Genomic DNA, 14,425 nt, shown 5'->3' on the forward strand with positions numbered 1-14,425 from the left:
GAGGGCAGCAGTGGATCAGCCCTTTTTTAGCAGACGCGCGTAGAAGAAACCGTCAGCACCTTCTTCACCCGGCAGGCGCTGGCGCCCGGCCCAGGAGTCGTGGCCGAAGCGTTCATCCAATGGCAGGAAGCCTGCGCGGGGGGTGCGCTGGAGGAAGTCTTCGACCTGGAACTGGTTCTCTTCGCGCAGGATCGAGCATGTCGCATACAGCAGGGTGCCGCCGGGGGCGAGCATCCGGAAGCAGGCATCCAGCAGACGCCCCTGCAGGGCCACCAGCGCCTCGATGTCGGCGGGGCGGCGGTGCAACAGCACGTCCGGCTGGCGGCGGATGATGCCGGTGGCCGAACAGGGTGCATCGAGCAGGATGGCGTCGAACGGCTGCCCGTCCCACCAGCTGTCCGGGTCGGTGGCATCGGCGGCCAGCACCCGCGCCTGCGCGCCCACGCCGGTCCGCGCGAAGGTCTCGCTGATCCGCTTCAGCCGGCGCGGATCGATGTCCAGCGCCAGCAACTGCAGGGTCGGGTCGCGCTCCAGCAGGTGCGCGGACTTGCCGCCCGGGGCGGCACAGGCATCCAGCACCCGCGCGCCGGGGCGCGGCGCCAGGGCGTCGGCCACCAGCTGGGCCGACAGGTCCTGCACCGACAATGCGCCGGCGGCGAAACCGGGCAGCGCCGACACCGCCACCGGCACCGGCAGGCGGACCGCGTCGCTGCCCAGCGTGGAGCCCTCGGCAGCGATGCCGCCGTCGGCCAGTTGCGCCAACACCGCCTCGCGGCTGCCGTGCTGGCGGTTGACCCGCAGCCACAGCGGCGCGGCCACCAGGCTGGCACTGAACACCGCGTCGGCCTGCTCGGGCCAGTCCTGTTCGATCTTGTCGGCCATCCAGTCCGGGAAGGCCTCGCGCGCCGGGCGCTGCGGGATGCCTTCGCGCTGGGCGCGGCGCAACAGCGCGTTGACCATGCCGGCCTGGCGGTCGCGGCCCATCGCCCGTGCCGCATCGACCGTGGCCGAGAGCGCCGCGTGCGCCGGCAGTTCCAGTGCGTCGAGCTGGGCGAAACCAACCAGCAGCAGCGCGCGCAACTCATCCTCGCGCACGCTCAGCGGACGCTGCATCCACTGCGCCAGGGCGGCGTCATAGGCGCCGCGCCGGCGCAGCACCGCAAAACACAGTGCCTCCAGCAGCGCGCGGTCGCGACTGTCGTCCAACTCGGGCAATGCCTTGGCCAGCTCGGCCTTGAGCGAGCGGCCACGGCCGATCACCTGGGCCAGCACCTTGGCGGCCAGCACGCGGGTGGGCACGCCGGGGGCCATTGCCACGCGCTGCGGGGCCTGCTTGTCCTGCTGGATACGGGTCATCTCAGGCGCCCACGCTCAGGTCGCGGCGCGCGTTGAGGTAGTCGGCGGCGGTGATCGCCTTGCCGCCTTCGCGTTGCAGCACGCGCAGGCGCAGCGCGCCCTGCCCGCAGGCGATGTCGATGCCTTCGCGCGCGGCCGCCAGCAGGGTCCCCGGGGCCTTGCCCTGGTTGTCCGGCAGCGCCACCGCCCCGTGGATGCGCACGCGTTCGCCGGCCAGCTGGGCCTCGGCGATCGGCCACGGGTTGAAGGCACGCACGGTGCGCTCCAGCGCCTGCGCGTCCTGCGCCCAGTCCAGCCGCGCCTCGGCCTTGTCCAGCTTGTGCGCATAGGTCACCCCGGCCTCCGGCTGGGGCTGGGCGATCGGCTTGATCCCCGCGCGCAGCAGGCCGAGGCCATCGGAGAGCACCTGCGCGCCCAGCTCGGCGAGGCGGTCATGCAGGTGGCCGCCGGTATCGCTGGCGCCGATCGCGACGTGCTGCTTGAGCAGGACCGGGCCGGTATCCAGGCCGGCCTCCATCTGCATCAGGCAGACCCCGCTCTCGCTGTCGCCGGCCTGGATGGCACGCTGGATCGGCGCGGCGCCGCGCCAGCGCGGCAGCAGCGAGGCGTGCACGTTCCAGCAGCCGTGGGTCGGGATGGCCAGCACCGCCTTGGGCAGGATCAGGCCATAGGCCACCACCACCATCAGGTCCGGCTGCAGGTCGCGCAGCTGCTGCTGTGCCTCGGGGGTCTTGAGGTTTTCCGGCTGGAACACCGGGATGCCGCGCGCGATCGCCTCAAGCTTCACCGGCGAGGGCATCAGCCCGCGCCCGCGTCCGGCCGGACGGTCCGGCTGGGTGTAGACGGCCACCACTTCATGGTGGCGCGCCGCCGCGCGCAGCGAGGACACGGCGAACTCCGGCGTACCGGCAAAGACGATTTTCATGGCGACCCCACTTGCAGAAAGAAAAACGGCGCCGGTGGCCGGCGCCGAACAACCGGGTGCGGCGCGCGGTCAGCCCGCGCGGCCGTGCCCGTGGCCATCTCAGGCAACGTGCTTGCGCTGCTTGGCCAGCTTCTTGCGCACCATCTCGCGCTTGAGCGGCGAGAGGTAATCGATGAACAGCTTGCCGTCCAGGTGGTCCATCTCATGCTGGATGCACACCGCCAGCACGCCGTCGGTGGTCAGTTCCTGCGGCTGGCCCTGACGGTCCAGGAAGCGCACGGTGATCTGGTTGGCGCGGGTGACGTCGGCAAAGATGCCCGGCACCGACAGGCAGCCTTCCTGGTAGACCTGGCCGCCCTCGTTGGCGACGATCTCCGGGTTGATGAACACCTGCGGGGTGTCCTTCTCCTCGCTGACGTCGATGACCATGAAGCGCTTGTGCACGTCCACCTGGCTGGCGGCCAGGCCGATGCCGGGGGCCTCGTACATGGTGTGGAACATGTTGTCGATCAGTTCCTGGAAGGCCGGGGTGGTGACCTCGGCGGCCTCCATCAACGCAGCCTTGGTGCGCAGGCGCGGATCGGGAAACTCAAGAATAGGCAGGATAGCCATGGCAAATACCGGTAGGGGGCGCCGGTCGAAGCGGCGTACGTCGCAATTCTATCGCCAACGCTTGCCCTGCGCCCCGGTTTCTGGACTATAGTGCGCGAACCTGTTGGGGAATCAGGCACCACACCTATGTTTGAACGTACTCGTACGGTCGTCGCCGTGGCGATGTTGACCGTCGCCACCTATGCTACCGCCGTTGAAGTGAATGGCGGGCACCCGGATACCTACGTCGTCCGCAAGGGCGATACCTTGTGGGACATTTCCGCGCGCTTCCTTAAAAAGCCGTGGTTGTGGCCGGAGATCTGGCAAGCCAATCCGCAGGTCAAGAACCCGCATCTCATCTACCCCGGCGACGTACTGAGCCTGGCCTACCTGGACCGCGTCGTGGCCCAGCCCGGCCCGCGCCAGGAAGCGCCGATCAACGGCATCCCGCTGGACCAGGTCGAGCCGTTCCTGAAGCAGCTCAGCGTGGTCGACGAGATCAAGTCCCTGCCGTTCGTGGCCGGGCTGGAAGACAACCGCCTGCGCGCCACCAGTGGCCAGGTCGCCTATGTCCGCGGCCTGGACGGGGCCGAAGTGGGCCAGCGCTGGGCGGTGGTCCGGCCGAGCGTGCAGTACGCACTGCCCAAGCCGACCGAGGACCTCACCTACCGCGGTGACGTCACCCCGGGCAGCGGCAACCTCTGGAAGAACTACATCGTTCCCAGCAAGCGCAACCAGACGCTCGGCTACGAGCTGGTCCAGGTCAACGTGGGCACGGTCACCAAGGTCGCCGCTGGCGACGTGGATGTGACCACCATCGCCCTGCAGACCCAGGTCGGCGGGCGCGAAGTGCGCAAGGGCGACCGCCTGGTTCCGGTCGAGGCCAACCCCTACGACCTGCAGTTCTTCCCGCACGTCCCGGCCGCCCAGACCGAAGGCCTGGACATCCGCGTGCTGGCGGTGACGGACATGTTCCTGGCCGGTGGCCCGCGCGATGTGATCGCCATTTCGGCCGGCAGCGCCAATGGCATCGACAACGGCACCGTGGTGTCGCTGTGGCGCCAGGGGCGCCACGTGGCCAACACCATGAAGTACGGCAACTCGTCGCGGATGGACGATTCGCTGACCGACGGCGCCGGCCGCATCACCCTGCCCGACGAGTACGCCGCCCACGCGATGGTGTTCCGCACCTTCGACAAGGTCAGCTACGCGCTGGTCATGCAGGGGCTCAAGCCGGTCCAGGTGGGTTACGCGGCCAAGCATCCGGACGCGCAGTAACGCGGCATTGCCCTACGCAACACTCCGACGGCGCCCCAGGGCGCCGTCGCTGTATCCGGCCTAGCCTGAGCGGATGTGCCCTTTCTTTACCGATGACACCGAGGCGCTGCTGCGCCTGGTCTTGGCCGGCGGAAGCGTGCCGCCGCGACGGCGGCTGATCGAGCGCCACGGCGATGCCCTGCAGGCGCTGCGCGCCGGCCCGGCCGCCTGGCGTGGCGCCGGCTGCGGCCCGGCCCAATGCGCCCGGCTGGCCCAGCCCGACCCCGCCTGGCTGGCCTGTGCAACGGCCTGGCTGGCCCAGCCCGATCACCACCTGGTCGGCATCGACGACCCGGACTACCCGATCCTGCTGCGGCACCAGCCCGAGGCGCCGCCGGCCCTGTTCGTGCAGGGCGACCCGGACGCGCTCTGGCACCCCGGGGTGGCCGTGGTCGGCAGCCGTACCCCGACGCCGAGCGGGGCCGAACTGGCCGCCGAGTTCGCCGGGGCGTTGGCGCGCAGCGGGCTGTCGGTGGTCAGCGGGCTGGCCGCCGGCGTCGACGCGCGGGCCCACGACGCGGCATTGAAGGTGGCCGGGGGCCGCACCGTGGCGGTGGTGGCCACCGGCCTGGATCGGACCTACCCGCCTGCCAACGCCGGTCTGCACGCCCGGATCGCCGCACGCGCGGCCGTGGTGAGCGAGTACCCGCCCGGCATGGGCCCGGCGGCGCACCAGTTCCCGGCCCGCAACCGGATCATCGCCGGGCTGTCGCTGGGCACCCTGGTGATCGAAGCGGCGGCGCGCTCCGGCGCCCTGATCACCGCCCGCCTGGCCAGCGAGGCCGGGCGCGAGGTGTTTGCCGTGCCTGGCTCGGTGCGCAACGCCCGCGCCCGCGGCTGCCACCGCCTGATCCGCGACGGGGCCCAACTGGTCGAGCATCCCGACGAGGTGATCGCGGGGCTGACTGCCCTGGCCGGCAGCCTGGGCCAGGCCTTGCGAAGCCGGCTGGGCGCCCCCACTGAACAGGCACGACCGGCGCCGCCAAGCGCCCCTGCCCATGCCGACCCGAACTACCAGCGCTTGTGGCAGGCACTGGATGACAACCCAACCAGTATGGATTCATTGATCCAGCGCAGCGGATTGACGACGGCTCAGCTGTCGGCCATGCTGCTGGTCATGGAACTGGATGGAAAGGTGGTTGCCGCATATGGGCGCTACTGTCGAAAACCCTAGTTTCTTCACCTCCACAGCGTCGTTGACGCAGGCCGAGGGGCAATGAAAGAGAGCATTCTGGATGTCCTGCTGTACCTGTTTGAACATTACTTCAGCGAGGATCCGGACCTCGTCCGTGACCGCGACACCCTCCAGAACAGCCTGATACAGGCCGGCTTCAGCCCCACCGAAATCAAGAAAGCGTTCGACTGGCTCGATGCCCTGGCCGACCAGCGCCCCGCCGTGACCCTGGCCCGGGTCGATGGCCCGGTGCGCATCTACCATGGCCCGGAACTGGACAAGCTCGACGTCGAAGGACGGGGCTTCCTGATGTTCCTGGAACAGCACGGGATCCTCGACGCCAACCAGCGCGAGCTGGTGCTGGACCGCGCCATGGCCCTGGACCAGGACGAACTGGACCTGGACGACCTCAAGTGGGTCGTGCTGATGGTGCTGTTCAACCAGCCGGGTTCCGAGGCGGCGTACGCCTGGATGGAAACCCAGATGTTCGTTGACGAACCGGAACCGCTCCACTGACCGTACACTGGGCGCCTTGCGCATTCAGGAGCGTGCCGTGGGCCAGTGGTTCTATGCAGAAGGAAATCGCCAGCAGCGTGGGCCGCTGGCGTCTGACGAGCTGATCGCGTTGTATCAGTCCAGCCGTATCGCCGCCGATACGCTGGTCTGGCGCGACGGCATGGCGCAGTGGCTGCCGCTGCGCGACGTCGCCGATGAAATCGGCCTGGTGCTGGCACCGCCGCCGGCAGCCAGCACGCCCGCCCCCCCACTCGATGCCACGCCCGGCCCTGCCCCGGCGCCCCGGGTTGCGGTGCCGCCGCAGATTCCCGTGCCACCGACGACGCCCGCCACCGGCACCGCGGTCGCCCCGCGCACCGGCATGTCCGGCTGCGCGATCGCGGCCCTGATCGGCGGCGCCTGCCTGGTGGTCGGGATCGCGGTGGTGGCCATCCTGGCCGCGATCGCGCTGCCCGCCTACCAGGAGTACGTGATGCGGACCAAGACCACGCTGGCCCTGGCCGAACTGGGCGCGGTCAAGGCGCAGGTCAGCCAGTTCGCCAGCGCCAACGGCCGCTGCCCGGTCAACGACGACGACGGCTTCCAGGCCGCCGACGGCTACGCCAGCAGCATGCTGGCGGCGGTGCATATCGGACGTTTCGACAACGGCCATTGCGGCATCGAGGCCGAGCTGGAGGCCAGCAGCCACGCTGCGCTGGACGGCAAGCTGGTGTGGCTGGATTACGACCCGGAGCAACAGCAATGGGAATGCACGTCGGAAGTCGATGACAAGTACCTGCCGCTGGAATGCCGCGGCTGAAATCGGACGGATGTCCACGGATGAACACACATGGGGATCGAAGCAATGACTGAGTGGTATTACGCCGATGGCCAGGATCGCCAGGGCCCGTTGAGCGCCGACGAACTGCGCCTGCGTTTCCAGCGCGCACAGATCACGCTGGCCACGCTGGTCTGGCGGGAGGGCTTCCCGCAGTGGAAGCCGCTGTCCGAGGCAGTCGATGAGCTGCAGCTGCAGAACCTGGCCAGCGCCGCCGACAACGTCGGCACCGGCATCGACCTGCGCGGGGATTACACCGCCATCGACAACGGCACCGCGCCATTGCCCGGCACCGGCGGCGGCACGTTCTCGCCGTACACCGCGCCCACCTCGGGCGGCAGCCATGCCGAGGCCATGGTGGTCGGGGGGGGCGAGGTGGTGTATGCCGGTTTCTGGAAGCGCTTTGCCGCGGCCATGATCGATGGCCTGGTGATGTCCAGCGTGCTGGTGCTGGTGTTCCTGGTGGGCATGCTGCTGTTCGGCGGCATGGCCAGCTTCATGGGGGGCCTCAATTCGCCGGAAACCTCCCCCGGCATGGCGATCTTCATCGTGCTGGGCGTGTACGTGCTGCCGATGATCATCCAGGCCCTCTACTTCACCCTGATGCACGCCTCCACGCGCCAGGCCTCGCTGGGCAAGCTGGCGGTGGGCATCAAGGTGGTGCGCGGCGACGGCCAGCGCCTGACCAAGGCGCGCAGCCTCGGCCGATGGGCGGCGCTGTTCTTCTCCTACCTGATCAGCTGCGGTATCGCCTACCTGGCCTCGGGCATCATGGCCGGCGTGACCCAGCGCAAGCAGGGCCTGCACGACATGGTGGCCGACACGCTGGTGGTGGACAAATGGGCCTTCACCGACCAGCCCGAGCGGCAGCGCCGCGAGCTGGGCACGGTCACCCTGGTGGTCATCGCGCTGACGGTGCTGGCCGTGCTGGCCTATGCCGGCCTGATCGTGATGACCATTGTGATGGCCGCCGCACAATCGTAAGGAAACCCGGGCAGATCGCCGTACGGCGGCGATCTTCCTCACACCGGGCCGCTTGACACGGATGGCTCGGACGTGATTCCTCTAATAAGCACTAAAGCTGAACGCCCGGCGCATACCCGGGCGTTCAGCGTATGGATATCGCCCGCTGCCCTTCACTAATGCGGCCATTTGCTCCACCCTAGCGCCCTCTCCCGGGCTGCTGCCCACAGAAATAATCAGACATGCCCAAGCACCTGCTCATCGTCGAATCGCCCGCCAAGGCCAAGACGATCAACAAATACCTCGGCAAGGACTTCACCGTCCTGGCCTCGTATGGGCATGTGCGCGACCTGGTGCCGAAGGAAGGCGCGGTCGACCCGGACAACAACTTCGCGATGCGCTACGACCTCATCGAGAAGAACGAAAAGCACGTCGATGCCATCGTCAAGGCCGCCAAGAGCGCCGACGACATCTTCCTGGCAACCGATCCGGATCGCGAGGGTGAAGCGATCAGCTGGCACATCGCCGAAATCCTGAAGGAACGCGGGCTGGTCAAGGACAAGCCGATGCAGCGCGTGGTCTTCACCGAGATCACCCCGCGCGCCATCAAGGAAGCGATGGGCCATCCGCGTGAGATCGCCGGCGACCTGGTCGATGCCCAGCAGGCGCGCCGCGCGCTGGACTACCTGGTCGGCTTCAACCTGTCCCCGGTGCTGTGGCGCAAGGTACAGCGCGGCCTGTCCGCCGGCCGCGTGCAGAGCCCGGCGCTGCGCATGATCGTCGAGCGCGAGGAAGAGATCGAAGCCTTCATCGCGCGCGAGTACTGGAGCATCGATGCCGCCTGTGCGCATCCGTCCCAGCACTTCAACGCGCGCCTGGTCAAGCTGGACGGGCAGAAGTTCGAACAGTTCACCGTGACCGACGGCGACACCGCCGAGGCGGCGCGCATGCGCATCCAGCAGGCCGCCCAGGGCGCCCTGCACGTCACCGACGTGGCCAGCAAGGAGCGCAAGCGCCGCCCGGCCCCGCCGTTCACCACCTCCACGCTGCAGCAGGAAGCCTCGCGCAAGCTCGGTTTCACCACGCGCAAGACCATGCAGGTCGCGCAGAAGCTGTACGAAGGCGTGGCGATCGGCGAGGAAGAAGGCACCGTCGGCCTGATCTCGTACATGCGTACCGACTCGGTCAACCTGTCCCAGGATGCGCTGGCCGAGATCCGCGACGTGATCGCCCGTGATTACGGCATCGCCTCGCTGCCGGACCAGCCCAACACCTACCAGACCAAGTCCAAGAACGCCCAGGAAGCGCACGAAGCGGTGCGCCCGACCTCGGCCCTGCGCACGCCGGCCCAGGTCGCCCGCTTCCTCACCGACGACGAGCGCAAGCTGTACGAGCTGATCTGGAAGCGTGCGGTGGCCTGCCAGATGATTCCGGCCACGCTCAACACCGTCAGCGTCGATCTGTCGGCGGGCAGCGAGCACGTGTTCCGCGCCAGCGGCACCACCGTGGTGGTGCCCGGCTTCCTGGCCGTGTACGAAGAAGGCAAGGACAACAAGAGCGCCGAGGACGACGACGAAGGCCGCAAGCTGCCGGCGATGAAGCCGGGCGACCGCGTGCCGCTCGAGCGCATCGTGGCCGACCAGCACTTCACCCAGCCGCCGCCGCGCTTCACCGAAGCGGCCCTGGTCAAGGCGCTGGAAGAATATGGCATCGGCCGTCCGTCGACCTACGCCTCGATCATCCAGACCCTGCTGTTCCGCAAGTACGTGGAAATGGAAGGCCGCAGCTTCCGCCCGTCCGACGTCGGCCGTGCGGTGTCCAAGTTCCTGTCCAGCCACTTCACCCAGTACGTGGACTACGACTTCACCGCCAAGCTCGAAGACGAACTCGATGCCGTCTCGCGTGGCGAGGAAGACTGGATCCCGTTGATGGCCCGCTTCTGGGACCCGTTCAACAAGCTGGTGGTGGAAAAGAACGAATCGGTCGACCGCGCCGAGGCCAGTGGCGCGCGCGAGCTCGGCACCGACCCCAAGACCGGCAAGCCGGTCAGCGTGCGCCTGGGTCGCTTCGGGCCGTATGCAGCCATCGGCAGCACCGCCGAGGACGCCGAGGACAAGCCCAAGTTCGCCTCGCTGCGTCCGGGCCAGTCGATGCACACCATTGCCCTGGAAGACGCGCTGGAGCTGTTCCTGATGCCGCGCGCGCTGGGCCAGGACAAGGACGAGGACGTCAGCGTCGGCATCGGCCGCTTCGGACCGTTCGCCAAGCGCGGCAGCACCTATGCCTCGCTGAAGAAGGAAGACGACCCCTACACCATCGACCTGGCCCGGGCGGTCTTCCTGATCGAAGAGAAGGAAGAGATCGCGCGCAACCGGATCATCAAGGAATTTGAGGGCAGCGAGATCCAGGTGCTGAACGGTCGCTTCGGCCCGTACATCAGCGACGGCAAGATGAACGGCAAGATCCCCAAGGATCGCGAGCCGGCGTCGCTGACCCTGGCCGAGGTGCAGCAGCTGATGGAAGAAACCGGCAAGCCGGTGCGCAAGGGCTTCGGCAAGAAGGCCGCCAAGAAGGTCGTGGCCAAGAAGGCGCCGGCCAAGAAGGCGGCGGGCGAACCGACCAAGAAGACCGCCACCAAGAAGGCCGCGGTGAAGAAGGTCGCCAAGAAAGCCACGGCGAAGAAAGCCACCAAGAAAGTAGCCAAGAAGGCCGTCAAGAAGGCGGTCAAGAAAGCGTCCTGACCGCCGCGGGCGGCCACGCCCCAAGTCGGTCGGCGCGGGCGGCCAGGGTTGACCCCTCCCGCTACGGCGGGAGGATAATGCCGGCCATGCATCCGGCCTGCCAGTCATGAACGAACTCACTGTGGACACCGCCCCGCCCGTGCTGCGCGCTGGCGGGGTGATCGCCTATCCCACCGAAGCGGTCTGGGGCCTGGGCTGCGATCCCAGCCACGAGGCCGCGGTGATGACGCTGCTGCAGATCAAGCAGCGCCCGGTCGAGAAGGGCATGATCCTGGTGGCCGCCGACCTCGCCCAACTGGAGGGCTGGGTGCGGATGGACGCCCTGCCCGCCGAGTGCCGGGACACGGTGCTGGCCAGCTGGCCCGGCGCCAACACCTGGGTCCTGCCGGCCGGCAACCGCGCCCCGCGCTGGATCACCGGCGACCACAGCGGCATCGCGGTGCGGGTCAGCGCGCACCCGCTGGTGGCTGCGCTGTGCCGGGCCTGGGGCGGCCCGCTGGTGTCGACCAGCGCCAACCTGGCCGGTCATCCGCCCGCCCGCACCCGTGCCGCGCTGGACCCGGCGCTGCTGCCCTTGCTGGCTGGCCTGATCGACGGCGACACCGGCGGACTGGCCCAGCCGACCCCGATCCGCGATGCCCTCAGCGGCCAGGTCCTGCGCACCTGAACCGGGCTTTTGCGCCGCTGCCGGCAAAGCGGCACACTGTGGCCATGCGCCTTCCGACCGCCCTGAGCCTGTCCGTGCTGCTTGCCGTCAGCCTGCCGCTCGCCGCGCAGGACGCTGGCGGCACCGGCAACAACCTGCGCGTGTATCGCTGCGTCGGCAGCAATGGCGCGGTGTCGCTGCAGGATGCCCCGTGTCGCGATGGACGCCAGGAAGTGCGCGACATGCAGCGCCCGCGCGATCCCGCGCCGCGCGTGGTGCGCAGCGACGTCGACCCCACCGCCACGCCGAACGCACCGCCACAGCGCGAGGTACGCCACGTCTACGTGCAGCCGCCGCAACCGCTGTTCGAGTGCGTGCGCGATGACGGCACCCGCTACACCAGCGACAACGGCGACGGCAATCCGCGCTGGGTGCCCGTATGGACCAGCGTTTACCTGCCCTATGGCCGCGGGCATCGCCCGCCGGGCGGCGGGGGCGGGGGCGGGCACTACCCCACCCCGCAGCCGCTACCCCCGATCGCGCCGATGGGCGCCGGTTCGATCACCTCCAGCGGCGGCGGGCTTGCCGTCTCCGGCGGTGGCCGGCGTGGTGGCGCCAGCGTCAGTATCGGCAGCAGCACCACGCAGTGGGAAGGCAGTCGCCAGGCCTACCCGGGCACCTACACCGACACGGTGGTGCCGGCCGGCAACGTGATGGTGCGCGACCAGTGCAGCGTGCTGCCGCAGCAGGAGGTATGCGCGCGCCTGCAGGACCGTCGCTGGGAGCTGGTGCGCCAGTACAACAGCGCCCTGCAGGGCGAACGCGATGCGCTCAACCGCGAACAACGCAGCGTCGATGCACGGTTGCAGCGTGATTGCCGCTAGCGGCAGCACCGACCGGCGCGTGCTTCAATGCGCCCTCGCCTGATTTTTGTCGAACCGCCTTGATGCCGCCCGCCTGCCTCCCCTCCTCACCGCTGCAGCCCTTGCGCCGCATGCTGCTTGCCGCGGCGCTGGCCGTCGCCGCATGGCCGGCCGGGCTGCCCCACGCCGCGCACGCCGGCGAGGTGGTGCTGTTCCGCTGCACCGACGCCGAGGGCGCACTGACCGTCCAGAACGCGCCCTGCCCGGCCGGCAGCACGCAGCGCATCCAGCGTTTCGCCACGCCCGCTGCCGGGTCGCCGGCGCCCTCCGTGGCGGCGTCCACGAGCGGTACGCCGTCGGCGCAGGCACTGCCGCCGGCAACGGCACCTGCAGCGCCACCTGCTGCCGCACCTGCTGCGTCTCCCGCTGCCGGCGTGGCACCCGCCAGCAGCGCGATGTTGCAGCACGCCCCGCTGCCGGTGCTGCAGGGCGGCGTGCAGACCTCGGTGGAGGCCGAAGGCACCGAGATCCTCGACAGCGACGTGCTACGCCGCGAGGCGCGCGAAAAGGCCGCCGCCGCGGTCGACGCCGACGTGGCCAAGGCGCCGCTGCCGGAGATCTACCGCTGCCTGGGCAGCGATGGCAACGGCTACCTGCACGAGCGCGAACCGGCGCCGCCGCATTGCGTGCTGATGACCGTTACCGGGCTGGGCGGCACGACGCCGGTCAACGCCGCCGGCTGCGAAGTGATCCGCGATGCCTGCGTGGCCGTCCCCAGCGAGCAGCGCTGCAACGCCTGGCAACAGCGGTTCCGCGATGCCCGTGGCAGCGAACGCTTTGCCACGCCGGAAAACCAGGCCGGCGCCAGCGCCGAGCGCGAACGGCTGCAGGCGGTGCTGGCGGGCAGCGATTGCCCCATTCCCGACTGAGGCGCGGTCAGAAGCCGTACCGCAGGAAGCCACCGTCCACGGCGATGCATTCGCCGGTGACGTAGCTGGCGGCCGGCAGGCACAGGAAGCCCACGGCGGCGGCCACTTCCTCCGGCTCGCCGATGCGGCGCATCGGGGTGCGATCGATCACTTCTTCGTAGTAGTCCGGGTCGGACAACGGGCCGGACGTGCGGCGGGTACGGATGTACCACGGCGCCACGGCGTTGACGCGGATGCCGTCCTCGGCCCATTCCACCGCCAGGTTGCGGGTCATCTGGTGCATCGCCGCCTTGGTCATGCCATACACCGCGCCGCTGCGCACGTGGGTGAGCCCGGACACGCTGCCGACATTGACGATCGCCGATGCCGCGTGGCGGGCCAGCAGCGGGTGGGCGTAGCGCGACAGTTCGAAGGCCGAGAACAGGTTGGTCTCGAAGATGCCGCGCCACTCGTCCTCGGTGTACTCGGTGGCCGGCTTGGTGATGTTGCCCCCGGCGTTGTTGATCAGCAGGTGCAGGCCATCGCTGTGGTCTTCGACCCAGTCCAGGATCTCGCGACGGTCTTCGTCGTCGGAGACGTCGGCGGCCAGGCCGTGGATCTCGCGGTCGGGGAAGGCATCGAGCAGTTCATCGCGCGCCATTTCCAACGCGTCGGCATCGCGGCCGACGATCAGCACATCGGCGCCGAAGCCGAGCAGTTCCCGCGCAATGGCCAGGCCGATACCGGCACTGGCGCCGGTGATCAATGCGGTCTGTCCGTCCAGTCGCCAACGTTGCGCGCTCACATGCATCTCCTGCGTCGGGGCCGGGCCCCGTGTTGCGTGCGCGCGGCACCGTGCCGTGCGCTGTGCTCAGGATAGCGCAGCCCCCGCACGCGGTCCGCCACCCCCTGCCATCACACACGCGCTGGCGCAGCGGTGCGACACTGCGCTCCCCGGCCCATCGCGAGGAGCCCGCCATGAACATCCGTGCCGTCCTGCCACTCACCGCGCTGCTGGCCCTGGCCGGCTGCAATCGCCCGGTGCCCCCGGCCCCGGACAAGCCACCGGAGCCGCAGGCAAGCGCGCTCCGCGATGCAATGCAGCAGCCGCTGGACAAGGCCAACGCCGCGCGCGAGTCGCTCGAAAAAGCCCCCGACACCCGCGCCGCCGACGAAGCCGAAGGCAGGTAGAGCCACCCCATGGGTGGCTGCGCGCAATGCCGGATCAAACGTAGAGCCACCCCATGGGTGGCTGCGCGCAGTGCCGGATACAGGCGCAGCCACGCATGGCGTGGCTCTACGAGTTATCCCATCGCATCGGCGACAACGCACCGCATGATCCCAATGCCCATCCATCGGCAACAACGCGCCGCGTGATCACGTAGAGCCACCCCATGGGTGGCTGCGCGCGGTGCCGGATCCAGGCGCAGCCACGCATGGCGTGGCTCTACGGGTCATCCCATCGCATCGGCGCCAGCGCACCGCATGATCCCAATGCCGGCCCATCGGCAAAAACGCGCCGCGTGATCACGTAGAGCCACCCCATGGGTGGCTGCGCGCGGTGCCGGATCCAGGCGCAGCCACGCATGGCGTGGCTCTACGGGTCAT

The 14,425-nt window shown here is 69.2% G+C and carries 14 protein-coding genes; 10 read left to right on the forward strand and 4 right to left on the reverse strand.

From position 1 onward, the window contains the following. Positions 1-15: 15 nt before the first annotated feature. From rsmB to def, 3 genes are all read right to left on the reverse strand, one after another. The gene (rsmB, locus tag M2421_RS19080; protein WP_259209813.1) at positions 16-1,356 is read right to left on the reverse strand and encodes a 16S rRNA (cytosine(967)-C(5))-methyltransferase RsmB; all 1,341 of its coding nucleotides are present in this window, start codon (positions 1,354-1,356) and stop codon (positions 16-18) included. Between the two features lies 1 nt (position 1,357). After that, the gene (gene fmt, locus M2421_RS19085) at positions 1,358-2,281 is read right to left on the reverse strand and encodes a methionyl-tRNA formyltransferase (RefSeq protein ID WP_259209814.1); all 924 of its coding nucleotides are present in this window, start codon (positions 2,279-2,281) and stop codon (positions 1,358-1,360) included. A 99-nt stretch (positions 2,282-2,380) separates the two neighbouring features. Further along, positions 2,381-2,893: a peptide deformylase gene (gene def, locus M2421_RS19090; protein ID WP_259209815.1), complete on the reverse strand. Its 513-nt coding sequence runs from the start codon at positions 2,891-2,893 to the stop codon at positions 2,381-2,383. Positions 2,894-3,019: 126 nt separating this feature from the next. On the opposite strand from def, the gene M2421_RS19095 reads away from it, so the two are divergent. The 9 genes from M2421_RS19095 (at position 3,020) to M2421_RS19135 (ending at position 12,838) form a co-directional block, all read left to right on the forward strand. Then, positions 3,020-4,150, forward strand: coding sequence for a LysM peptidoglycan-binding domain-containing protein (locus M2421_RS19095; RefSeq protein WP_259209819.1), 1,131 nt, complete (start codon positions 3,020-3,022; stop codon positions 4,148-4,150). Between the two features lie 73 nt (positions 4,151-4,223). Then, positions 4,224-5,363 carry a DNA-processing protein DprA gene (dprA, locus tag M2421_RS19100; RefSeq protein WP_259209821.1) on the forward strand — a complete coding sequence of 380 codons (1,140 nt, stop codon included), beginning with the start codon at positions 4,224-4,226 and terminating at the stop codon, positions 5,361-5,363. 42 nt (positions 5,364-5,405) lie between these two features. Further along, entirely contained in the window at positions 5,406-5,879 is a 474-nt protein-coding gene (locus M2421_RS19105; RefSeq protein WP_259209824.1) for a DUF494 family protein, read from the forward strand. A 37-nt stretch (positions 5,880-5,916) separates the two neighbouring features. Beyond that, positions 5,917-6,678, forward strand: coding sequence for a pilin (locus tag M2421_RS19110; protein ID WP_259209827.1), 762 nt, complete (start codon positions 5,917-5,919; stop codon positions 6,676-6,678). A gap of 45 nt (positions 6,679-6,723) precedes the next feature. Beyond that, positions 6,724-7,680, forward strand: coding sequence for an RDD family protein (locus M2421_RS19115; RefSeq protein WP_259209828.1), 957 nt, complete (start codon positions 6,724-6,726; stop codon positions 7,678-7,680). Positions 7,681-7,901: 221 nt separating this feature from the next. Beyond that, positions 7,902-10,400: a DNA topoisomerase I gene (locus M2421_RS19120; RefSeq protein WP_259209830.1), complete on the forward strand. Its 2,499-nt coding sequence runs from the start codon at positions 7,902-7,904 to the stop codon at positions 10,398-10,400. 106 nt (positions 10,401-10,506) lie between these two features. Continuing rightward, complete coding sequence (locus M2421_RS19125) at positions 10,507-11,067, forward strand: Sua5/YciO/YrdC/YwlC family protein (protein WP_259209832.1); 561 nt, start codon at positions 10,507-10,509, stop codon at positions 11,065-11,067. Positions 11,068-11,111: 44 nt separating this feature from the next. Further along, the gene (locus M2421_RS19130; RefSeq protein WP_259209834.1) at positions 11,112-11,930 is read left to right on the forward strand and encodes a DUF4124 domain-containing protein; all 819 of its coding nucleotides are present in this window, start codon (positions 11,112-11,114) and stop codon (positions 11,928-11,930) included. A 62-nt stretch (positions 11,931-11,992) separates the two neighbouring features. Further along, the gene (locus tag M2421_RS19135; protein ID WP_310440349.1) at positions 11,993-12,838 is read left to right on the forward strand and encodes a hypothetical protein; all 846 of its coding nucleotides are present in this window, start codon (positions 11,993-11,995) and stop codon (positions 12,836-12,838) included. Between the two features lie 7 nt (positions 12,839-12,845). Here the strand turns inward: M2421_RS19135 and M2421_RS19140 are convergent, their stop codons facing one another. Continuing rightward, on the reverse strand, positions 12,846-13,622 hold the full coding sequence (locus tag M2421_RS19140) for an SDR family oxidoreductase (RefSeq protein ID WP_259209835.1): 777 nt from the start codon (positions 13,620-13,622) through the stop codon (positions 12,846-12,848). A gap of 173 nt (positions 13,623-13,795) precedes the next feature. Here M2421_RS19140 and M2421_RS19145 point away from each other — a divergent pair, with 173 nt between their 5' ends. Beyond that, positions 13,796-14,008, forward strand: a complete 213-nt coding sequence (locus tag M2421_RS19145) for a hypothetical protein (RefSeq protein WP_259209837.1) — start codon at positions 13,796-13,798, stop codon at positions 14,006-14,008. Positions 14,009-14,425: the final 417 nt, after the last annotated feature.

Source organism: Stenotrophomonas sp. BIGb0135, from assembly GCF_024810105.1.
In the GTDB taxonomy this organism is placed as follows: Bacteria; Pseudomonadota; Gammaproteobacteria; order Xanthomonadales; family Xanthomonadaceae; genus Stenotrophomonas; species Stenotrophomonas maltophilia_AB.